We start from the raw sequence: 22,755 nt of genomic DNA on the forward strand, positions 1-22,755 counted from the left end.
CCGGCGGAAGTTTTTAGATTGAAATGCGCCTGCGACGCGGAAGAGCTGTGTCCGTCCGCGTGGTAATTTCCGGAACGGTCCGTCGTCTTTTCGGAACGCAGGCGATTTTTTTCAAGCCGCCTTTCGCTCGCTCACCATGGCCAGCAGATGTTCCTGCTCGAAGGCGATATGGCGGCGCATGCTGACAAAATAGCCGCGCAGCATGTAGCCGATGGTTTCGGGGTTCAGCGTGGGATCGGCGGCGCCGAGGCGGAGCAGGGCGTCGATGAGCTCCTCGATAAAGCACTCGTCTTCAAAATGTTCGAACTTCAGCCGTTCCAGCGTGGATGCAAGTTCCGGATGGCCCGTGACGGTCTGCTCGACCCAGGGGAAGAGGATGTCCTCCTCAAACCGGTGCGCGCCCATGGTCAGAGGGCCGATCGCCTTGGCGGCATAGATGCATTTCTGGCGGTTGACCTCTGCGGGCAGGCTGTCGGCAATCTCTTCCAGTTCGCGGCAGAGTTCGAGCTGTTCGCCATGGATTGTCTTCAGCCAGTCGATGGCGCCGACACCCTGCGGCGGGCGATAGCGCTTCTCGAATTCCTCCCGGTCGTGCGTATCCAGCGTCTTCATTTTTTCACCTGTCTGAATGCAGGGTATGGAGCCCCATCATAGGCTCATATGTCGCGCGGCGGCCGCCTTTTTGCATTGATCTATATCAAGGATGGCATGCCCCCCAAATGCGATTGCTGCATCAGCCGCAAAGACGGTCGGAAGGCGATTCCGGCGCTGCTTGCCGCATGATCAGCAATCGTTGGGGGATACCAACAATGACGAAAATTTCACAAACGGTGGGTGTTGGGCTTTTCGCCTTCATCGCCTTGCTCGGGGCAGCCTTTGCCCAGGACAGCCTGTTCAAGGCCCATATGTGGGTCCTGTTCACTGTCCTTCTCATTTTCAGCGTGGCGTTGATCCGTCGCGTCTCCTTTGCGCCGGTTTCGACAGTCTCCGCCGAGCAGCGCAGTTCAGAGTATTTTGACGAAGTCATCCGCTACGGCCTGATCGCCACGGTTTTCTGGGGTGTGGTCGGCTTTCTCGTCGGCGTCGTCATCGCGTTGCAGCTTGCCTTCCCCCATCTGAACATCGAGCCGTGGTTCAACTTCGGCCGCATGCGCCCTCTGCACACATCCGCCGTCATCTTCGCCTTTGGGGGCAATGCGCTGATCATGACGTCGTTCTATGTCGTGCAGCGCACCTCGCGCGTCCGCCTCTTCGGCGGCGATCTCGCCTGGTTCGTCTTCTGGGGCTACCAGCTGTTCATCGTCATGGCCGCCACCGGCTATCTGCTGGGCATTACGCAGGGGCGCGAATATGCCGAGCCGGAATGGTATGTCGATATCTGGCTGACCGTCGTCTGGGTGGCTTATCTGCTGGTCTTCCTCGGCACGATCATGACGCGCAAGGAAACCCATATCTATGTGGCCAACTGGTTCTACCTGTCCTTCATCGTCACCATCGCCATGCTGCATCTGGTCAACAATGCGGCCGTGCCGGTCTCGTTCCTGGGCTCGAAGAGCTATTCGACCTTCTCGGGCGTACAGGATGCGCTGACGCAGTGGTGGTACGGCCATAATGCCGTAGGCTTCTTCCTGACGGCCGGCTTCCTGGGCATGATGTATTACTTCGTTCCCAAGCAGGCCAATCGTCCGGTCTATTCCTACCGTCTGTCGATCATCCACTTCTGGGCGCTGATCTTCCTCTATATCTGGGCCGGCCCGCATCATCTGCACTACACGGCTCTGCCGGACTGGGCGCAGACGCTCGGCATGGTCTTCTCCATCATGCTCTGGATGCCTTCGTGGGGCGGCATGATCAACGGTCTGATGACGCTGTCCGGCGCATGGGACAAGATCCGCACCGACCCGATCATCCGCATGATGGTCATGGCCATCGCCTTCTACGGCATGTCGACCTTCGAGGGCCCGATGATGTCGATCAAGACGGTCAACTCGCTCAGCCACTATACGGACTGGACCATCGGTCACGTTCACTCGGGCGCACTCGGCTGGGTCGGCATGATCACCTTCGGCGCCGTCTACTACCTCGCTCCGAAGCTGTGGGGCAGGGAACGTCTCTATTCGCTGCGTCTGGTCAACTGGCACTTCTGGCTCGCAACCCTCGGCATCGTTGTCTACGCCGCCGTCATGTGGGTTGCCGGTATCCAGCAGGGTCTGATGTGGCGCGAATATGATGACCAGGGCTTCCTCGTCTACTCGTTCGCGGAATCAGTCCGGGCCATGTTCCCCTACTATGTTCTGCGTGCAGTCGGCGGCGGCATGTACCTGCTGGGCGGTCTCATCATGGCCTACAACGTCACGATGACCATCCTTGGCCACCAGCGCGACGAAGCCCCGATCGGTGGCGCCGTCCCGCAGCTTCAGCCGGCAGAATAAGGAGAGGCAATCATGTCCATTCTTGCAAAACACGAATTGCTCGAGAAGAACGCGTCGCTCCTCCTGGTAGGCTCGCTGCTTGTCGTCACCATCGGCGGCATCGTCGAGATCGCGCCGCTCTTCTACCTGCAGAATACGATCGAGAAGGTGGAGGGGATGCGCCCCTACACCCCGCTGGAACTCGCCGGCCGCGACATCTATATCCGCGAAGGCTGTTACCTCTGCCACAGCCAGATGATCCGTCCGTTCCGCGACGAAGTGGAGCGCTACGGCCATTACTCGCTGGCTGCGGAATCGATGTACGACCATCCGTTCCAGTGGGGCTCCAAGCGCACGGGTCCGGATCTGGCCCGTGTCGGCGGCCGCTACTCGAACGAGTGGCACGTCCAGCACCTGACCAATCCGCGCTCGGTCGTTCCGGAATCGGTCATGCCGACCTATGCATTCCTGAAGAACACGCCTCTCAAGTTCGAGAATGTGGCCGGTCACCTCAAGACCAACCGCATCGTCGGCGTTCCTTATACGGACGACGACATTGCCAAGGCGGAAACCGATCTGATGGCGCAGGCCGATCCGAATGCGGATACGACCGATCTCGTCAAGCGCTATCCGAAGGCCAAGGTCGGCGATTTCGACGGCGACCCGACGAAGGTCACCGAAATGGATGCGCTGGTCGCCTATCTCCAGATGCTCGGCACGCTGGTCGATTTCTCGACCTATGACGACGCATCCGGCTACCGGTGAGGAGGGAAGACAATGGAAACCTACACCATGATGCGGCAATTCGCCGACAGCTGGGGGCTCCTGGGCTTCACCCTCTTCTTCGTGGGCGCGATTTTCTTCGCGCTCCGGCCCGGTTCGAAAAAGATGGCCGACGAGGCCGCATCCATACCTCTCAAGGAGGATTGAAAAATGGCAGACAAACATGTTGACGAACTGAGCGGCGTCGAGACCACCGGCCATGTCTGGGACGGCATTCGCGAGCTCAACAATCCGCTGCCGAGATGGTGGGTGTGGACCTTCTATGCCTGCATTCTGTGGGCCATCGGCTACACGGTCTTCTATCCAGCCTGGCCGCTGCTCACGACCAACACCAAGGGTGTTCTCAACGTCACCAACCGCTCCGTCCTCAAGGACGAGCTGACGGCCGCCAAGGGCGCACAGAAGATCTATGTGGACAAGATCGCCGCCATGCCGGTCGCCGACATCATCAAGGACAAGTCCCTGAGCGAGTTTGCGACCGCCGCAGGTGCCGCCGCCTTCAAGGTCAACTGCACACCCTGCCACGGCTCGGGCGCGCAAGGGGGCATCGGCTACCCGAACCTCAACGACAATGACTGGCTGTGGGGCGGTTCCGCCGACCAGATCTACACGACGATCTCGCACGGTATTCGCGATCCGCAGGATCCGGACACCCGGGTCTCGCAGATGCCGAACTTCGGTGAAATCCTCAAGCCCGAGGAAATCCAGAACGTTGCGGCCTATGTCGCCGAACAGTCGAAGCAGCCGGTCACCACTGGCAACCCGGCTGCCGGCAAGGAGGTCTTTGCCAACAACTGCGCCGCCTGCCACGGCGATCAGGCGCAGGGCAATCGCGATCTCGGCGCACCGAACCTGACGGACGCCATCTGGCTCTATGGTTCTGGCGAGGCTGCGATCATCGCTCAGGCGACGAAGCCCCGGCATGGCGTCATGCCCGCCTGGAAGGTCCGCCTCGGCGACACGACGGTCAAGGAACTGGCCGTGTTCGTTCACTCGCTCGGCGGCGGCGAATAAGCTTTCTCCGCCGGGCCCGTCCTGGCGAGATACGATCTCTCCAGCATGATAATTCGTTGTCATGCCGCTTGCCGCGCCTTCACAAGAGGCGCGGCTTTTTCGTGTCCATCTGCGGGATCAATGCGGCAGTTTGTCCATGCTTGACTTAAGTCAAGGTCCCTTTCGGCTCTGGATGTGAAAAGGCACATATCAGAATCGGGATTCCAGCGATGAACATTTATACTGCCGACGAGACCAAGAAGGAGGCCCGCAACGCACCGGCTGAAGACGTTGTTCGACATGACGCCGAGCCGGTCAATTCTGCGAAGATCAGGAAGCCGCTTTACGAAGCGCGCAAGAAGATCTTCCCGAAGCGCGCGGAAGGGCGTTTCCGGCAGTTCAAATGGATTGTGATGCTTGTCACGCTGGGCATCTACTATCTCGGCCCCTGGATCCGCTGGGATCGCGGATCGTTCGCGCCCGATCAGGCAATTCTGATCGATCTGGCCCATCGCCGCTTCTATTTCTTCTTCATCGAAATCTGGCCGCAGGAGTTCTTCTTCGTGGCAGGACTGCTGGTGATGGCAGGCTTCGGTCTCTTCCTGATCACGTCCGCCGTTGGGCGCGCCTGGTGCGGTTATACCTGTCCCCAGACGGTCTGGGTCGATCTCTTCCTCGTTGTTGAGCGCTTCATCGAAGGGGATCGCAATCAGCGCATCAAACTCGACAAGGCTCCCTGGAGCTTCGAGAAGGTCTGGAAGCGCGTTTCCAAGCACGCGATCTGGCTGGCGATCGGCGTTTCGACCGGCGGTGCCTGGATTTTCTATTTCGCCGATGCGCCGCAATTGCTGCTCGACCTCTGGACCTTCCAGGCTCCGGCCGTCGCCTACATGACGATCGGCATTCTCACCGGCACGACCTATGTTTTCGGCGGGCTGATGCGCGAGCAGGTCTGCACCTATATGTGCCCCTGGCCACGCATCCAGGGCGCGATGCTGGACGAGAACTCGCTGACCGTCACCTATAACGACTGGCGCGGCGAGCCGCGCACCCATGGTACCAAAAAGGCTGCTTCAGAAGGCAAGGTTGCCGGCGACTGCGTCGACTGCAATGCCTGCGTCGTCGTCTGTCCGATGGGTATCGACATTCGCGACGGGCAGCAGCTCGAATGCATCACCTGCGCGCTCTGCATCGACGCCTGCGACGGCGTCATGGACAAGCTCGGCCGCGACAAGGGACTGATCTCCTACGCGACGCTCGCCGACTACAACGCCAATATGGCGCTGGCCACCGGTAACGGTGCGCATGCGATCAATCCGAATATCGTGCGCGATGCGGACGGGCATTTCCACGACAAGGTCAAGCATTTCAACTGGAAGATCATCTTCCGCGCCCGCACGCTGCTCTACATGGGCGTCTGGGCTGCGGTCGGCATTGGACTCCTCGTTGCGCTGCTGTCGCGTGACCGGCTGGAGGTCAATGTTCTGCATGACCGCAATCCGCAGTTCGTGATGGAATCGGACGGATCGATCCGCAACGGGTTTACCGTGCGCATCCTCAACATGATCCCCGAGCCGCGCGTCATCAATCTGTCCATCGACGGGCTGGAGGGCGCGACGATGAAGATCAACGGCATGGATCAACCGGATAGCCGCAGCTTCGACATTCCGGCCGATCCCGACAAGGCTGTGACGCTGAAGGTCTATGTGACCGTGCCGCGCAACCAGCTGCATGACGACGAGCAGCATTTCCGTTTCGTCGCGGAAGACAAGTCCAGCAATGAACATGACGTCTACAAGGCGGTCTTCAACGCGCCGGCGGACGTCAAGAACAGGGAGCATCACTGATGGCATCCGCAACCGACAAGACCGGGACATTTACCGGCTGGCATTTCCTGGCGATCATGATCGCCTTCTTCGGAACCGTCATCGCGGTCAACTTCACAATGGCCTGGTATGCAACCCATTCGTGGAGCGGGCTGGTTGCCGAGAATACCTTCGTCGCCAGCCAGGAATTCAACGCCAAGGCCGAGCATATGCGCGAGATGGCGGCGACCGGCATTCGCGGCGAGCTGACGGCCAATCATCAGGGGATCCGTTACGTGCTGACGCATCCGCAACGCGGGCCGGTTCCGGCCGACGAGGTGGTGGCGTCGTTCCACCGTCCGGTGGGCACGAAGCAGGATTTCACCGTCACCCTCAAGCACGAGGGCGACGGGGTCTTTACCACCGATCACGTCGTGCCGGTGGGCGAATGGATTGTCGACCTGAAGACCAATGACAATGGCGAGGTCGTCTATCACGAAGCCATCCGGGTTCATGTTTTCCCCGGTCAGTGACATCATTCAGGTAGGTTTGAGATCATGAGTTGCTGCGCAGCAGGCACCGAAGCGGCGCTGGATGCCGAAAAGGCGCTCCACGATTTGCCGCCGACCGACGAACTCTGGCTCGCCAGCCGCCCGCTCGACGGCGGTTTGCGCCAGACCGATCTGGCTGTTCCGGGAGTGCATTGCGGCGCCTGCATCACGACGCTGGAAAAGGCACTTAAGGCGTTGCCGGAAGTGGAACGCGCCCGGGTCAATCTCTCCACCCGGCGCGTCACCTGTGTCTGGCGGGAAGAGGTTGACGGCCGGCGCACCGATCCTTCGGTCATTGCCAAGGCCATTGAGGCAGCGGGTTACGAATCCCATCTGTTTTCGGTTTCTGCCGAGGAGCAGGATCAGACCCGCAACGGCCTCATCCGCGCCATGGCGGTCGCGGGCTTTGCGGCGATGAACATCATGCTGCTCTCGGTCTCTGTCTGGTCGGGGGCGGATGCGGCGACGCGCGACATGTTCCACTGGATTTCGGCGGCGATTGCCGGGCCGACGCTGATCTATTCCGGCCGGCCATTCTATGTCTCTGCCTATAATGCGTTGCGCCACGGCCGCATGAACATGGATGTGCCGATCGCGCTGGCCATCACGCTGTCCTATGCCATGTCGCTTCACGAGACGATGAACCACGGCAAGGAGGCCTATTTCGATGCCTCCGTGTCGTTGCTCTTCTTCCTGCTGATCGGCCGTACGCTCGATCACATCATGCGCGACCGCGCCCGTTCGGCGATCAGCGGTCTGGCGCGGCTCAGCCCGCGTGGAGCGACCGTGCTGACGACGGATGGCGGGCGCGAATATCGCAACATCGACGAGATCGTCCCCGGCGATCGGTTGCTGATGGCGGCCGGCGAACGGGTGCCGGTCGATTGCGTCGTGATGTCGGGGGCGAGCGAACTTGATCTTTCCATCGTCAGCGGCGAGAGCCTGCCGGTGGCTGTAGCCACGGGCTCGGCGCTGCAGGCTGGCGGGCTGAACCTCACCGGCGCGCTCGTCGTGCAGGCGACGGCTGCGGCGCGCAACTCTTTCGTCGCCGAGATCATCGGCTTGATGGAGGCGGCGGAAGGCGGCAAGGCGCGCTATCGGCGTATTGCAGACCGGGCGGCGGAAATCTATGCGCCGGCGGTGCATATTCTGGCGCTCGCCGCCTTTCTCTTCTGGGGCGTGTTCGGCGGCGACTGGAAACATGCGCTGACGATTGCGATCGCGGTTCTGATCATTACATGCCCCTGCGCACTCGGCCTTGCCGTGCCGGTGGTGCAGGTGGTGGCGGCCGGACGGCTCTTCCGCGACGGGATCATGGTCAAGGACGGTTCCGCCATGGAACGGCTGACGGAGATCGATACCGTTGTCTTCGACAAGACCGGCACACTGACGCTGGGCAAGCCGAAGCTGGTCAACAAGGGCGCGGTGCCGGCGAGGGTGCTGTCGACGGCCGCTTCGCTGGCGCTGCATTCACGCCATCCGCTGTCGCTGGCGCTGGCAGAAGCGGGCGGGGGTGACGTAACACGCTTTGCGGCCGTCAGCGAGATTCCGGGCTCCGGCGTCGAGGCCTCGGATGCGGAGGGCGTTTGGCGGCTCGGCCATCGCGCCTTCGCGTTGAACGTGGCGGCGCAGGATGTCCGCGAAGACAATTTGGCCGGGCCGGAAACGGTTCTGTCGCTGGATGGCCAGCTGATGGCGGTCTTCCAGTTCGAGGACCAGACGCGGCGCGACGCCCAGGGCCTGATCACGAACCTCGCCGCGCGGGGCTTCAAGACGGCGGTCCTCTCCGGTGATCGCGAGGGGGTCGTGGCGGCGCTTTGCAGACGTCTCGGTATCGGCTTCTGGCGCTCGGCCCTGACGCCGAAGGGCAAGGTCGCGGAGATCAGGGCTGCCTCGGCACACGGCCACAAGGTGCTGATGGTGGGCGACGGCATCAATGATGCTCCGGCGCTGGCAGAGGCGCATGTTTCCATGGCGCCCGCGACGGCCTCCGATGTCGGCCGTCAGGCTGCCGACTTCGTCTTTCTGCATGAAAGCCTGTCGGCCGTGTCGCTGGCCATTGAGGTCTCGAAGCGGGCAGGGCGGCTGATCATGGAGAATTTCGCACTGGCGATCGCCTATAACGTGGTCTTCGTGCCGTTGGCGCTGCTGGGCTATGCTTCGCCGCTGATTGCCGCGATCGCCATGTCGACGTCTTCGATCATTGTCGTGGTCAACGCCATGCGCCTGTCGCTGAGCGGGGTGAAGGCAACCGCCCCGACGCAACAGGAGACACCCATGACACCGGCGGTGGCCTCATGAATGTGTTGATCTACCTCATCCCCATTGCGCTCGCGATGGGCGGATTGGGCCTCGCGACCTTCCTCTGGTCGCTGAAAAGCGGCCAATACGACGATCTCGAAGGCTCATCGTGGCGCGTGCTCGACGACGGCGACGATCGACCGGAGGCATAGACTTAATCGATTTGCTCTTGCCCAGGGCGGTATCGAGTGCCAAAAAAGGCTCCAATAAAAACATTGGAGTGATCCCCATGGAAAAGGCAGAAATCGGTCTCATCGGGCTGGGCGTAATGGGGGCGAATCTCGCTCTCAACATCGCCGAAAAAGGCAACCAGATTGCGGTGTTCAACCGCACCACCGAGAAGACCGACGAATTTTTCGCCGAGGCCGGCGCACTCGCCGAGCGCATCATTCCCTGCCACACGATGGAAGAATTCATCGCGGCGATCCGTCCGCCCCGTCCGATCATCATCATGATCAAGGCCGGCCAGCCTGTGGATGACCAGATCGAGGCGCTGAAGCCGTATCTGACGAATGGCGATATCGTCATCGACGCCGGCAATGCCAATTTCCACGACACGCGACGTCGTTTCAAGGAGCTGGACGGCACGGGCCTGACCTTCATCGGCATGGGTGTCTCGGGCGGTGAGGAGGGCGCGCGCCATGGGCCCTCGATCATGGTCGGCGGGACGCCGGAAAGCTATGCGCGTGTCGAGAAGGTCCTGACCTCCATCTCCGCCAAGTTCAACGGCGAGGACTGCTGCGCGTGGCTCGGCGCGGATGGTGCGGGCCATTTCGTCAAGACGATCCATAACGGCATCGAATATGCCGACATGCAGATGATCGGGGAAATTTATGGCCTGCTGCGCGACGGCGCCGGCAAGTCCGCCTCCGAGATCGGCAATATCTTCGGCGGCTGGAACAAGGGTCGTCTCAACTCTTATCTCATTGAGATCAGCGAAAAGGTTCTGGCAGCGAAAGACCCCCATGGCGACGGCCCAATGGTCGACATGATCCTCGACCAGGCCGGACAGAAGGGCACGGGCAAGTGGTCGGTTATCGAGGCGCAGCAGCTCGGCGTGCCGGCAACGGCGATCGAGGCGGCAGTGGCCGCCCGCGTCCTCTCCTCCATGAGGTCGCAGCGCGTCGCCGCCGAGAAGATCTTCGGCTCGGCTCCAGGCAAGATCGACGCGGACGGCGCAGGATTGAACGATCTGGAACTGGCGCTGTTTGCCGCCAAGATCGGCGCCTATGCTCAAGGGTTTGCCGTGATGGCGGAAGCCTCGAAGGAATTCGGCTGGTCGCTGCCGATGCCGGTAATCGCCAAGATCTGGCGCGCTGGCTGCATCATCCGCTCGCAGTTCCTCGATGAGATCACCAGCGCGTTCACGGACATGCCGGATGTCGAGAACCTCATCATGACGCCGGCCTTCTCGACGATGTTGACGGAAGCGCTTCCGTCGCTCCGCCGCGTGGTCGCCGCTGCCGTCACGGCCGGGCTTCCGGTGCCTGCGCTCTCCTCGGCGCTGTCCTATTTCGACAGCTACCGACAGGCGCGCGGCACGGCGAACCTCATCCAGGCACAGCGCGACTTCTTCGGGGCGCATGGCTTCGATCGTCTCGACGGCAAGGACTTCCACCATGGTCCCTGGGGTAGCGGCCTGAATGAATGAGCGGATCGTTCTCCTTGGCACCAAGGGCGGTCCGGCAATCCGACCCGGCGGCCCTTCGCCGACGTCCAGCCTGATCGAGACGGGCGGGCGCGTGATCGCAGTCGATTGCGCGCTCGGCGTTTCGCGCGGCATCGTCAATGCCGGCGTGTCGCTGAAGGGGCTCAGTCACATCCTGGTGACCCACCTTCATTCCGATCATGTGCTGGAGCTGGGCGGGCTCATCCACACCGCCTGGACATCAGGTCTTTCGACGCCTGTGAAAGTCTATGGGCCGAAGGGCACGGCCGATGTCTGGCATGGTTTCCTTGCATCGCTGACGGTCGATATCGCGACGCGGATCGTTGATGAGGGCAGGCCGGTTCTTGCCGATCTGGTCAGGATCACGGAGATCGACGAGGGGCCGGTTCTCGATGAGCCCGGTTTCCGTGTCACGGCGCTGCGCGTGCCGCATCCTCCGCTGGCCGATTGCTTCGCTTTCCGGGTGGAGATGCCTTCCGGCGTCGCCGTTTTTTCCGGTGACACGGCCTTTCATCCGCCGCTTGCGGATTTCGCCAGAGACGCGGATCTTCTCATTCACGAGGCGATGCTGCCGGAGGGGCTGGAGAGCATTATCCGCCGGACCGGCAACGGCTCACGGTTGCGGGAGCACCTCATTGCGTCTCACACCTTTGCCGCCGATGTCGGGCGGATTGCGACAATGGCCGGGGTCAAGCGCCTCGCGCTGAACCACATGATCCCCGCCGACGATCCGGATTTTACGGAGCTGCATTGGCGGGCTGCCGTGGCGGAGACCTATGTCGGCGCATTGATCGTCGGGCGTGACGGGCTGGAAATTACCCTCTGAGGGCCATCCCGGTTCTCACGTTTCGTCCGTCCAGGTCGATGTCGCGATGCTCTGCCAGCTTGTCGGGTCAGCGCCGGCGATACGGGCGAGCAGCGCGCGCGCAAGTTCCCGGCCGGCGCTGGTGAAATCCTCGTTCATGGCGATGATCTGCGGCTGGAACCACGGCAGGACGCCCGCGGATTCCTTCGCTGCCATATCGATCTCACGGCCGATCGCCTTGCCTGACGAGGCAATGCCTGCCGCCGCGGCAATCGCCGAACTGCCGGAGCAACAGATGAGCCCGTCGGGAGCGTTTGCGCCGCGCATGAGGTTTTCGACCGCGTCCTTCTGTTCTGCCGCGGGCACCTCAATGTCGATCCCGTCGAAGGGGACCTCTTCCAGACCATAATCCCGCAGGCCGCGTCTGAAGCCGTTCATGGTGTGGCCGGAATAGGTCAGCTGCTTGGGGGGCGGCAGGATCGCGAGGCGCTTGCGTCCGCGCGCCGCCAGCCTCTCGACCGCCTTGTAGGCGAAGGCCTCGTTGTCGAAATCGTGGTAGGGATGCGTGAGCCCCATTTCCGTGCGGCCATGCGTGACGAAGGGTATGTTGCGCTCCGTCAGAAAGCGGATGCGCGTGTCGTCCGGCTCGGTTCGCGAGAGGATGACCCCATCGGCCGAGCCTGTCTCCGCGATGTAGCGGACCGGCACCATGGGGTCGGCGCTGCTGATATGCGGCGTCAGAACGAGGTGATAGGGCGTGCCCGTCAGCACTTCGGATATGCCGTAGACCATGCGTCCGGTCATGGACATGATTTCAGCGTCCATGCCGAGCACCAGGGCGATAACATTGGTCTTGCCTGTTCGCAGGCGGACGCCGGCGCGGTTGGGCTGATAGCCGAGCTGGCGCGCGACAAGGCGCACACGTTCCTTCGTGTCTGCACCGATGTCGGGTGCATCCTTGAGCGCGCGGGAAACCGTCGTGACGCCCAGACCGGTGAGATAGGCAATCGTCTTCAGCGTCGGACGTTCGCCTTCCAGAATTTGCGGCGCATGAGCCTTTCCGGCGCTCGCCCGATCCGATCCTGACACCTTGCACTCCTTCGCGACACCATGCCTTCACTCGCCGGATTTTCGAGGTTCTGCCGTGCTTGGTCAATGGCATGTCTCCGCAAATATCCCGTCTCAAATCTGTAACGTTACAGTTCGGAAGTCGAGAGGGAATTTCCCCACAAAAGCCGAATCTGCGAATTTTGCCGAATGTCGCGTGACAGCAATTATTTGTTGCATCGCGAATTCGCGCCGCAAAGTGATATCGTTCTCATATTCATAAAAATATCTTGTATTCAGTGACTTATGTGGATGCTGGAACGTGCGTTTCTTCCTTTGTCGGGCCCGCCGTCCCTTTCTGTGGCACACGTTATGAGATTAATTTGGTGGGAGAAAAAAATTTGCGAAGAGCCGGTTGCGTGTTTCCGGACTTTGTCATAGGTTTTTTCCGGTAACGTTTCAGTGAGGGAGGAACTCATGAATATTCGTTCTCTGGCTGCTGCACTCGCAGCATCCGTGACGCTTTCTGTCGGCGCAGCTCAGGCAACCGATCTTGAGGTGACGCATTGGTGGACATCCGGCGGGGAGGCTGCCGCTGTCGCCGAGCTTGCCAAGGCATTCGACGCAACCGGCAATCACTGGGTCGACGGCGCGATTGCCGGTGGTGGTGATGTCGCGCGTCCGATCATGATCAGCCGCATCACCGGCGGCGATCCGATGGGCGCGACGCAGTTCAACACCGGCCGTCAGGCTGACGAACTGGTGGAAGCCGGCCTGATGCAGGACGTTACCGAGGTCGCCAAGGCCGAAGGCTGGGACAAGATCATCAACCCGCCGAGCCTCTACAAATCCTGCGTCAAGGACGGCAAGTGGTATTGCGTGCCGATCAATATTCACTCCTGGCAGTGGATGTGGATGAACAACGCGGTTTTCGAGAAGATCGGCAAGCCGGTTCCGAAAAACTGGGACGAGTTCGTCGCCGATGTGCCGGAACTGCAGAAGGCCGGCATCATTCCGCTCGCCGTGGGTGGTCAGGCCTGGCAGTCGAACGGTCTCTTCGGCGTTCTGCAGGTTGCGCTGGGCGGTGTTGATCTCTGGAAGAAGGTCAATGTCGACAAGGACGCAAAGTTTGCCGCCGGTCCGGAAATGCTGAAGATCTTCAAGGCGGCTGCTCAGGCGCGCGAATGGTCCAAGGACACGAAGGTTCAGGACTGGAACCAGGCGACGAACATGGTCATCACCGGCAAGGCCGCCGCCCAGATCATGGGCGACTGGGCGCAGGGCGAATTCGCCGTGGCGGGCAAGGTCGCCGGCAAGGATTATACCTGCCTTCCCGGGCTCGGCGTGAACGAAATCATCAGCACCGGCGGTGACAGTTTCTATTTCCCCAAGCAGAAGGATCCGGAAAAGACCAAGGCCCAGATGGTTCTGGCTAAGACGCTGCTGGACAAGAAAACGCAGGTTGCCTTCAACCTCAAGAAGGGTTCGCTGCCGGTTCGCGGCGACGTCGATCTTGCTTCGGCCAATGACTGCATGAAGAAGGGTCTCGAAATCCTCAAGAAGGGTAATGTCCTGCCTGATGGCAATCAGACCCTGTCGCCGGACACGACCGGCCAGCTTCAGGACGTCATCGACAAGTTCTGGCACGACTTCTCCATCACCCCCGAAGAAGCCCAGAAGCAGTACGCTGCGATTATCGCCAAGGCCGATTGATTGCCGAGCGTTTCGGGCCGGCTTTCGGCCGGCCCGGTTTCTGTCAGAAGAAGAGCGCCGGACGTCGCCAGACGTAACCGGGAGGAGGGGAGATGGAGCGCGCAGCGCCCAGGCGAAGGAATTCGCTTTTCAAGAATATCAGCGCCAAGATTGCCGCCATTCCGATGGCGTTCACGGCTCTTGTCGTCTTTCTCGGTGGAACGATCTGGACCGTCGTCTATTCATTCACCAATTCGAAGCTGCTGCCGCGATTGAATTTCGTCGGCTTCGACCAGTATACGCGCCTATGGTCCACGCCGCGCTGGCTGGTCTCCGTTGAAAACCTGGCGATTTACGGCGTGTTGTCGCTGATCTTTTCGCTTGTCATCGGCTTCATTCTGGCTGTCGCGATGGATCAGAAGATCCGGTTCGAGAACACGTTCCGGACCATCTTTCTCTATCCGTTCGCGCTATCCTTCATCGTCACCGGGCTTGTGTGGCAATGGCTGCTCAATCCGGATCTCGGGGTGCAGCACATCGTGCGCAGCCTCGGCTATACGAGCTTTACCTTCGATCCGCTCTACAATGCCGATATCGTGATCTATGGTGTGCTGATTGCCGGTCTCTGGCAGGGCACGGGGCTGATCATGGTGCTGATGCTGGCCGGCCTTCGCGGGATTGACGAGGAAATCTGGCGGGCCGCGCGCGTCGACGGCATTCCGACATGGAAGACCTATGTGTTCATCATCATCCCGATGATGCGTCCCGTCTTCGTCACGACGCTTGTGCTCATCGGCTCCGGCATCATCAAGGTCTACGATCTGATCGTCGCACAGACGGGCGGGGGACCGGGCGGGGCATCCGAAGTCCCTGCGAAATACGTCTACGACCTCATGTTCTATTCGCAGAATCTCGGCCAGGGCTTCGCGGCCTCGACCATGATGCTGGTCAGCGTGATCGTCATCGTCGTTCCGTGGGCCTATTTCGAATTCTCCGGCAGAAAGGCACGCTGATGACCGCCATTTCTTCCACCAACACCAACTTGGGCACGAGCACGGGCGCAGAACCGCGTGGCGCCAAGCCGAAAAAGGCCTTTTCCCGCCGCAACATCATCATCTACGGCACGCTCGTCGTCGCCGCCGTCTATTACATCCTGCCGCTCTATGTGATGATCGTGACATCGCTGAAGGGCATGCCGGAAATCCGGCTTGGCAACATCTTTGCTCCGCCAGTGCAAATCACCTTCGAGCCGTGGGTCAAGGCCTGGTCGCAGGCCTGCACGGGTCTGAATTGCGACGGGCTTTCGCGCGGCTTCTGGAATTCCGTGATCATCACGGTTCCATCGGTCATCATCTCGATCGCGGTCGCCTCGCTCAACGGCTACATGCTGGCCAACTGGCGGTTCAAGGGCGCTGATCTCTTCTTCACGATCCTGATCGTCGGAGCCTTCATTCCCTATCAGGTGATGCTCTATCCGATGGTCATCATCCTGCGAGACCTCGGGGTCTATGGAACGCTTCAGGGCCTGATCATCGTGCATACGGTCTTCGGCATGCCGATCCTGACGCTGCTCTTCCGGAACTATTTCACCGCACTGCCGGAGGAATTGTTCAAGGCGGCGCGTGTCGACGGGGCGGGGTTCTGGAACATCTATTTCCGGATCATGCTGCCGATCTCGCTGCCGATCTTCGTGGTGGCGATGATCATTCAGATCACCGGTATCTGGAACGACTTCCTTTTCGGCGTCGTCTTCACCAAGCCGGACACCTATCCGATGACGGTTCAGCTCAACAACATCGTGAACTCCGTTCAGGGGGTCAAGGAATACAACGTCAACATGGCCGCGACGCTGATCACGGGGCTTGTGCCGCTGATCGTCTATTTCGTCTCCGGCAAACTGTTCGTGCGCGGCATCGCCGCCGGCGCTGTAAAGGGATAATCGAATGAACACGAGTGTTTCGGTCAAGGACCTGACGCTGAAATTCGGCGCGATCACAGTGCTGGACAAGCTCAATCTCGACATCGGCGACGGCGAGTTTCTCGTTCTTCTCGGCTCGTCGGGCTGCGGCAAGTCCACTTTGCTCAACTGCATAGCAGGCCTTCTCGAACCGACGGACGGGCAGATCTTCATCAAGAACAAGAACGTCACCTGGGAAGAGCCAAAGGACCGCGGCATCGGCATGGTGTTCCAGTCCTATGCGCTCTATCCGCAGATGACGGTGGAGAAGAACCTCTCGTTCGGCCTGCGCATTGCCGGCATGGCGAAGGACGAGATCGACCGGCGCGTGGCGCGCGCCGCCGAAATCCTCCAGATCGGCCCGCTCCTGCAGCGCAAGCCTGCGGCGCTTTCCGGCGGTCAGCGTCAACGCGTCGCCATTGGCCGTGCGCTGGTGCGCGATGTGGATGTCTTTCTGTTCGACGAGCCGCTGTCGAACCTCGATGCCAAGCTGCGTTCCGAACTGCGCGTCGAGATCAAGCGCCTGCACCAGAATCTCAAGAACACGATGATCTACGTCACCCATGACCAGATCGAGGCGCTGACGCTGGCCGATCGCATCGCTATCATGCGTGGCGGGGTCATTCAGCAGCTCGACGATCCGATGACGATCTACAACGAGCCGAAGAACCTCTATGTGGCGGGCTTCATCGGCTCGCCGGCGATGAACTTCTTCAAGGGCGAGATCACGACCGCAGAGGGCCGCCCGGCTTTCGTGACCAATGGGGTGACCTTCATGCTCGATGGCTACAAGGCCAAGGGCCTATTGCAACCGGGGACGAAAGCGGTGCTGGGGTTGCGTCCGGAGCACATAACGGTCGATGGGCCGGAGGCGGGCAACACACATCAGGCCGTCGTGGAGATCGAGGAGCCGATGGGCGCCGACAATCTGATCTGGCTGAAGCATGCCGGTCAGTCGATGTCCGTGCGCATTGGCGGGAGCCGGCGCTATAGGCCGGGCACGCAGCTGAGGCTGTCCTATGACATGGGCGTGGCTTCGCTCTTCGATGCCGAAAGCGAGCTGCGGATCTGAGTTCGTGTTCTGACAGGGTCGGCGGGCTTGCGCCCGTCTTCCATCTTGAAAACGTGACAGGGTGAGTGCGATGCCGGTGGAATGGGTCGGGGCGGAGAAGGATTGCGTTGATCTTTCGGGCGAATGGCATGTGGCGTCGGAGGGGTTTCCCTCGGTCGACATGACCGTACCGGGCGATGTTCATTCGGCGCTGGAAGGCGCGGGGCTGATCCCCGATCCCTATTACGGCCGCAACGAATACAAGCTCCGGCATCTGGCCGAGAAGGATTGGGTGCTGACGCGTATCTTCGAGCTGGGTGACAGCGCCGGCGCGCAAGGCTGGTATCTCGATATCGACTATCTCGACACGGTCGCGACCGTTTCGATCAACGATACCGTGGTGCTCAAGGCGCAGAACGTCTTTCGGCGCTATCGTCCCGATGTCAGCCACGCGCTGAAAGTGGGCCGCAACGAAATCCGCATCGTCATTCACTCCTCGGTGACCGAAGGCGCGCGGCGGCAGGCGCTGCAGCCTTTCTTCGTGCCGCATCATGAAGGCAACTCACCGATCCCGAACGGCAATCTGCTGCGCAAGGCGCAGTGTGATTTCGGCTGGGACTGGAATATCGCGCTGGCACCGCTGGGGCTTTACGGCACGGTTGCGCTCAAGCGCATGGAGCCGGCACGGATCGAGCATGTCGAGGCGCGGCAGACGCATCACGACAATGGCGCGGTGGATGTCACCGTAACTGTCACGCTGCATGCGTTCGAGCCTGGTGTCGTGCCGCTCTATCTCACCTTCGACGGCGAGCGCGACCGGCTGGATTGCTCGGTCGGCAAGGGGCTGACGAAAGTCACGCAGATCTATCGTATCGAGAAGCCTAAGCTCTGGTGGCCGGCGGGCTCGGGTGAGCAGGCGCTTTACGATCTCGCCGTCGAGACGACGCGCGAGCGGGTCAGCCGCAAGATCGGCATCCGCAAGGTCGAGCTGCTGACGGACAAGGACGAGGCGGGCAGCCGCTTTGCCTTCCGCATCAATGGCCGCGAGATTTTCTGCCGTGGCGCGGACTGGATTCCGGCCGATGCGCTGTTCTCCAAAACCAGCGAGGCCAAGACCGAGGATCTGCTTCAGTCGGCGGTCGACGCCAACATGAACATGATCCGCGTCTGGGGCGGCGGGTTCTACGAGCAGGACTGGTTCTACGATCTCTGCGACGCCAAGGGGCTGATGGTCTGGCAGGACTTCATGTTCGCCTGCAATATCTATCCCTCGACCGAGGATTTCCTCGCCGAAGTGCGCGAGGAGGTGCTCTATCAGGTGCGCCGGCTCTCGTCGCATGCCTCCATTGTGCTCTGGTGCGGTGATAACGAACTGATCGGCGCGCTCGGCTGGTTCGATGTCACCCGCAACAATCGCGACCGCTATCTCGTCTCCTATGACCGGCTGAACCGGACGATCGAGGTGGCGCTGAAGGAGGCAGGGCCGGATCTCATCTGGTGGCCGTCGAGCCCGGCATCCGGCTATCTAGACTTCGGCGATGCCTGGCACGCCGATGGCTCGGGCGACATGCATTACTGGTCGGTCTGGCACGAGAACAAGTCGTTCGACAATTACAGGACCGTGCGCCCGCGCTTCTGCTCGGAATTCGGCTTCCAGTCCTATACGTCCATGCCGGTGATCCGGCAGTTTGCCGATCAGGCGGACATGAACATCGCTTCTCCGGTGATGGAATCGCACCAGAAGAATGCCGGTGGCAACGAGCGGATTGCGGGGACGATGTTCCGCTATTTCCGCTTCCCCAAGGACTTCCCGTCCTTCGTCTATCTCAGCCAGGTCCAGCAGGGGCTGGCGATCCGCACGGCGGTGGATTTCTGGCGGTCGCTGAAGCCGCATTGCATGGGCACGCTCTACTGGCAGCTCAACGACACCTGGCCGGTCGCCTCCTGGGCGAGCCTCGATTACGGCGGCGGCTGGAAAGCGATGCATTACATGGCGCGCCGCTTCTTCCAGCAGGTCGCCGTGGCGGCGATCCCGTCCGAGGACGAGAGCGAGATTGCGCTCTCCGTGGTCAACGACACGCTGGAGGACACGACCGTCAAGATCGAGACTTGGCTGGTCGATCTCGCCGGCAAGCGGCGGCCGTTCCGCCGTTTCGACTGTGTGGCACCTGCCGACCGGGCGGTGACCGCTGCGACGATCACCCGCGCCGACATTCCGGAAAACATGCTGCTCTTCTGGTCCTTCACCGCCGCCAACGGCATGACGGGTGAGGGGCATCATGCGACTGCGACCTACAAGTCGCTGGACCTGAAGCCTTCGGGTCTCGCAATCGACGTGCAGCCCTTCACGGGCGGCGTGTTCGAAGTGCGGGTCACCGCGAAGGGACTGGCGCTGCATGTCATGCTCGAGGCCGATTGCGAGGGGCGCTATTCCGACAATGCCTTCGACCTGACCGCCGGAGAAACCAAGACCGTCATCTTCACGCCCGCGAACCGTCTGGCCGTCGCGCCGCAGTTCAGCGTGCTGGATCTTCACAGCTGTTACGCCGGCTAATCTTTTCGGGCGCTGACCGCGCCCGTAAGGCGGCATCGCCCAAGGATGCCGGCTGACGTAACGGAAACAATACAACGAGGAGGAGTTACCCCATGGAAAAGTTCAGCTTTCAGCTTTTCAGCTCGCGCAACTATCCGCCGCTTGAAGACGTCTTCAAGCTTCTGGCCGCCAATGGCTATTCCTATGCCGAAGGTTTCGGTGGCGTCTATGGCGATGCCGACGAGGCTGCCGGCAAGGCGCTGAAGGCGCAGCTCGACGCCAACGGTCTGGCGATGCCGACCGGCCATTTCTCCATCGACGCGCTGGAGCAGAATCCGGACAAGGTCATCGCCTTCGCCAAGGCCGTGGGCATGGAGATCATCATCTGCCCCTACCTGATGCCCGACCAGCGTCCCAACTCGGTCGAAGGCTGGACGGATTTCGGCCGCCGGCTGCAGAAGGCCGGTCAGCCCTATCGCGCCGCCGGTTTCGGTTTTGCCTGGCACAACCACGACTTCGAATTTGCGGCCCTCGAAGACGGTTCGGTCGTCTTGGATCGTATCTTCGAAGGCGCGCCGGATCTCGACTGGGAAGCCGATATCGCCTGGATCGTCCGCGGCAAGGCCGACCCCTTTGCCTGGATTGAAAAGTACAAGGACAAGGTCTTAACCGTCCATGTGAAGGACATTGCGCCGGCCGGTGAGGCTGCGGACGAGGGCGGCTGGGCCGATGTCGGCCATGGCGTCGTGCCGTGGGCGAAGCTCATGCCGTTCCTGCGCGAGACCACAAGCGCGAAATATTACATTGCTGAACACGATAACCCGAACGATCTCAAGCGCATGGTCAGCCGCTCGATCGCTTCGTTCAAGACGTATTGAGGATTGCAGTCATGGCACGTGAATATGGAGTTGGGATCCTAGGCTGCGGAAACATTTCCGCCGCCTATTTCAAGCTGATCCCGCTGTTCAAGAACCTCAAGGCTGTGGCCTGCGCCGATATCAACCCGGCAGCGGCCGAAGCGCGCGCCGCGGAATTTGGCGTTCGCGCGGAAACGGTCGAGGCGCTGCTAGCTGATCCGGAGGTGGATGTCATCGTCAACCTGACGATCCCGGAAGCGCATTTTGCGATGTCGAAGCGCGCGCTGGAAGCCGGCAAGCATGTCTATTCGGAGAAGCCCTTCGTGCTCTCCGTGGAGGAAGGCGAAGAGCTTCGCAGGATCGCAGACGCCAAGGGGCTGCGTGTCGGCTCGGCGCCGGATACGTTCCTCGGCGGCGCGCATCAGTTTGCCCGCAAGCTGATTGACGACGGCGCCATCGGCAAGGTCATGTCCGGCACGGCGCATGTGCTGGGCGCCGGCATGGAAGCCTGGCATCCGAACCCGGATTTCTTCTTCCGTCCCGGCGGCGGGCCGATCCTCGACATGGGGCCTTACTATGTGACGAACCTCGTCAACCTGGTCGGTCCGGTCAAACGCGTGATGGCTATGGCCAACATGGCACGCTCCGAGCGCGTCATCGGCAACGGTCCGCGCAATGGCGAAGCCGTGCCGGTTTCGACCCCGACGAATATTCACGCCATCCTCGAATTCGAGAACGGCGCGCATATTGCGCTCATGGGCAGCTGGGACGTCATTGCCAACAAGCACACGAACATGGAGCTTTATGGTGTTGACGGCGCCCTGCATGTGCCGGATCCGAACTTCTTCGGCGGTTCGGTGGAGATGGCGCAGCGCGGCGGCAAGGGCTTCGAAGCGGTGGAGCTTTGGGACCATCCGCTGACAAGTGCCAAGTTCCAGACGCAGGACGGGCGCATGCTCGCCAACTATCGCGCCGCCGGTCTTTCTGACATGATGGCGGCGCATGAGGAGGGACGCGAGCATCGCTGCTCGCTGGATCGCGCGCTGCATGTCGTTGACGTGCTGCTTTCGATCCTGAAGTCGGCGGAGGAGAAGCGTTCGGTCGATATCGGCACGAAATGCACCCAGCCCGCGCCCTTCACCATGGAGGAGGCGGCAGCGCTGATGCGCTGACACCTTCATTTCAAAGCTTCGAGCCGCGCCCGAACAGGCGCGGCTTTCCCTGTTATAGCTCAAGGATGACATCATGGCCTGGCAGCCCGCCGAAAACCGCTACGAGAAGATGAAATATAACCGCTGCGGCAAGAGCGGCCTGAAGCTTCCGGCGATCTCGCTGGGGCTCTGGCACAATTTCGGCGAGGATACGCCGATGGCCACCAAGCGTGACATCTGCCGCACGGCATTCGATCTCGGCATCACGCATTTCGATCTCGCCAACAATTACGGCCCGCCACCCGGCAGCGCCGAGACGGCCTTCGGCGACATCCTGAAGACCGACTTCGCGGGCTATCGCGACGAGCTGATCATCTCTTCCAAGGCCGGTTATCTGATGTGGCCGGGCCCTTATGGCGAATGGGGCAGCCGCAAATATGTGATTGCGTCCTGCGACCAATCGCTGAAGCGGATGGGCCTCGACTATGTCGACATCTTCTATTCGCACCGCTTTGATCCCGACACGCCGCTCGAAGAGACCTGCGGCGCGCTTGATCATATCGTGCGATCGGGCCGGGCGCAGTATGTCGGGATTTCGTCCTACAATTCGAAGCGCACGCGCGAGGCTGTCGCGATCCTCAACGATCTCGGTACGCCGTGTCTCATCCATCAGCCAAGCTATTCGATGATCAATCGCTGGATCGAGGAGGACGGGCTGGTCGACACGCTGGAAGAACTCGGCGTCGGCTCCATCGTCTTCTCGCCGCTGGCGCAGGGCATGCTGACGTCGAAATACCTCAACGGCATTCCGGATGCGAGCCGCGCCGCACAGGACAAGTCGCTGAACCCGGATTTTCTCAACGAGAAGAATATCGAGAATATCCGTGCGCTGAACCGCATCGCTGAGAAGCGCGGCCAGACGCTGGCGCAGATGGCGATTGCCTGGGTCCTGCGCAGGGGCCGCATCACCTCGGCGCTGATCGGGGCGAGCCGCGCCGCGCAGGTCATCGATTGCGTCGCCGCGCTCGACAATCTCGACTTCACCGATGCGGAACTCGCCGAAATCGACACTTACGCCCGCGAAGCCGACATCAATCTCTGGGCCGCCTCTGCCGAGCGCAAGGGCCCGCCGCGCAAGAAGAAGTGAGC

At 61.1% G+C, this 22,755-nt stretch carries 20 protein-coding genes; 18 read left to right on the top strand and 2 right to left on the bottom strand.

What is annotated here, in order from left to right; all coding sequences use genetic code 11:
* Positions 1 to 111: 111 nt before the first annotated feature.
* Positions 112 to 612, bottom strand: coding sequence for a hemerythrin domain-containing protein (locus LQK83_RS02780; RefSeq protein WP_230835754.1), 501 nt, complete (start codon positions 610 to 612; stop codon positions 112 to 114).
* A gap of 197 nt (positions 613 to 809) precedes the next feature.
* Between LQK83_RS02780 and ccoN the strand changes: the two genes are divergently transcribed.
* From ccoN to LQK83_RS02830, 10 genes are all read left to right on the top strand, one after another.
* Positions 810 to 2,432, top strand: coding sequence for a cytochrome-c oxidase, cbb3-type subunit I (gene ccoN, locus LQK83_RS02785; RefSeq protein WP_230835755.1), 1,623 nt, complete (start codon positions 810 to 812; stop codon positions 2,430 to 2,432).
* Between the two features lie 12 nt (positions 2,433 to 2,444).
* On the top strand, positions 2,445 to 3,176 hold the full coding sequence (gene ccoO, locus LQK83_RS02790; RefSeq protein ID WP_230835756.1) for a cytochrome-c oxidase, cbb3-type subunit II: 732 nt from the start codon (positions 2,445 to 2,447) through the stop codon (positions 3,174 to 3,176).
* A 12-nt stretch (positions 3,177 to 3,188) separates the two neighbouring features.
* Positions 3,189 to 3,341 (top strand): cbb3-type cytochrome c oxidase subunit 3, encoded by a 153-nt coding sequence (locus LQK83_RS02795; protein WP_112629338.1) that lies wholly within the window; start codon positions 3,189 to 3,191, stop codon positions 3,339 to 3,341.
* A gap of 3 nt (positions 3,342 to 3,344) precedes the next feature.
* Positions 3,345 to 4,208 carry a cytochrome-c oxidase, cbb3-type subunit III gene (gene ccoP, locus LQK83_RS02800; protein WP_230835757.1) on the top strand — a complete coding sequence of 288 codons (864 nt, stop codon included), beginning with the start codon at positions 3,345 to 3,347 and terminating at the stop codon, positions 4,206 to 4,208.
* 209 nt (positions 4,209 to 4,417) lie between these two features.
* Positions 4,418 to 6,034 carry a cytochrome c oxidase accessory protein CcoG gene (ccoG, locus tag LQK83_RS02805; protein ID WP_230835758.1) on the top strand — a complete coding sequence of 539 codons (1,617 nt, stop codon included), beginning with the start codon at positions 4,418 to 4,420 and terminating at the stop codon, positions 6,032 to 6,034.
* Positions 6,034 to 6,525 (top strand): FixH family protein, encoded by a 492-nt coding sequence (locus LQK83_RS02810; protein ID WP_230835759.1) that lies wholly within the window; start codon positions 6,034 to 6,036, stop codon positions 6,523 to 6,525. Before ccoG ends, LQK83_RS02810 begins: the two co-directional genes overlap by 1 nt.
* 24 nt (positions 6,526 to 6,549) lie before the next feature.
* Positions 6,550 to 8,844 (top strand): cation-translocating P-type ATPase, encoded by a 2,295-nt coding sequence (locus LQK83_RS02815; protein WP_230835760.1) that lies wholly within the window; start codon positions 6,550 to 6,552, stop codon positions 8,842 to 8,844.
* Complete coding sequence (gene ccoS, locus LQK83_RS02820; RefSeq protein WP_230835761.1) at positions 8,841 to 8,996, top strand: cbb3-type cytochrome oxidase assembly protein CcoS; 156 nt, start codon at positions 8,841 to 8,843, stop codon at positions 8,994 to 8,996. Before LQK83_RS02815 ends, ccoS begins: the two co-directional genes overlap by 4 nt.
* 77 nt (positions 8,997 to 9,073) lie before the next feature.
* Entirely contained in the window at positions 9,074 to 10,495 is a 1,422-nt protein-coding gene (gndA, locus tag LQK83_RS02825) for an NADP-dependent phosphogluconate dehydrogenase (RefSeq protein WP_230835762.1), read from the top strand.
* A complete protein-coding gene (locus LQK83_RS02830; RefSeq protein WP_230835763.1) occupies positions 10,488 to 11,339 on the top strand; it encodes an MBL fold metallo-hydrolase in 852 nt (283 codons plus the stop codon). Before gndA ends, LQK83_RS02830 begins: the two co-directional genes overlap by 8 nt.
* 15 nt (positions 11,340 to 11,354) lie before the next feature.
* Here LQK83_RS02830 and LQK83_RS02835 read toward each other — a convergent pair whose 3' ends face one another.
* On the bottom strand, positions 11,355 to 12,407 hold the full coding sequence (locus LQK83_RS02835) for a LacI family transcriptional regulator (protein WP_230835764.1): 1,053 nt from the start codon (positions 12,405 to 12,407) through the stop codon (positions 11,355 to 11,357).
* Between the two features lie 435 nt (positions 12,408 to 12,842).
* Between LQK83_RS02835 and LQK83_RS02840 the strand changes: the two genes are divergently transcribed.
* The 8 genes from LQK83_RS02840 (at position 12,843) to mgrA (ending at position 22,753) form a co-directional block, all read left to right on the top strand.
* Entirely contained in the window at positions 12,843 to 14,078 is a 1,236-nt protein-coding gene (locus LQK83_RS02840; RefSeq protein ID WP_230835765.1) for an ABC transporter substrate-binding protein, read from the top strand.
* Between the two features lie 92 nt (positions 14,079 to 14,170).
* Positions 14,171 to 15,070, top strand: a complete 900-nt coding sequence (locus LQK83_RS02845) for a carbohydrate ABC transporter permease (RefSeq protein ID WP_230835766.1) — start codon at positions 14,171 to 14,173, stop codon at positions 15,068 to 15,070.
* Positions 15,070 to 15,996, top strand: a complete 927-nt coding sequence (locus tag LQK83_RS02850) for a carbohydrate ABC transporter permease (RefSeq protein ID WP_230835767.1) — start codon at positions 15,070 to 15,072, stop codon at positions 15,994 to 15,996. Before LQK83_RS02845 ends, LQK83_RS02850 begins: the two co-directional genes overlap by 1 nt.
* A 4-nt stretch (positions 15,997 to 16,000) precedes the next feature.
* The gene (locus LQK83_RS02855; RefSeq protein ID WP_230835768.1) at positions 16,001 to 17,086 is read left to right on the top strand and encodes an ABC transporter ATP-binding protein; all 1,086 of its coding nucleotides are present in this window, start codon (positions 16,001 to 16,003) and stop codon (positions 17,084 to 17,086) included.
* Between the two features lie 70 nt (positions 17,087 to 17,156).
* Positions 17,157 to 19,619, top strand: coding sequence for a beta-mannosidase (locus LQK83_RS02860; RefSeq protein ID WP_230835769.1), 2,463 nt, complete (start codon positions 17,157 to 17,159; stop codon positions 19,617 to 19,619).
* A 92-nt stretch (positions 19,620 to 19,711) separates the two neighbouring features.
* Positions 19,712 to 20,476, top strand: coding sequence for a sugar phosphate isomerase/epimerase family protein (locus LQK83_RS02865; protein WP_230835770.1), 765 nt, complete (start codon positions 19,712 to 19,714; stop codon positions 20,474 to 20,476).
* 11 nt (positions 20,477 to 20,487) lie between these two features.
* Positions 20,488 to 21,627, top strand: a complete 1,140-nt coding sequence (locus LQK83_RS02870) for a Gfo/Idh/MocA family protein (protein ID WP_230835771.1) — start codon at positions 20,488 to 20,490, stop codon at positions 21,625 to 21,627.
* 73 nt (positions 21,628 to 21,700) lie between these two features.
* Positions 21,701 to 22,753, top strand: coding sequence for an L-glyceraldehyde 3-phosphate reductase (mgrA, locus tag LQK83_RS02875; protein ID WP_230835772.1), 1,053 nt, complete (start codon positions 21,701 to 21,703; stop codon positions 22,751 to 22,753).
* The last annotated feature ends 2 nt before the right edge of the window (positions 22,754 to 22,755 follow it).

Origin of the sequence: Rhizobium sp. C1 (assembly GCF_021026335.1) — a bacterium.
GTDB lineage: Bacteria > Pseudomonadota > Alphaproteobacteria > Rhizobiales > Rhizobiaceae > Ensifer_A.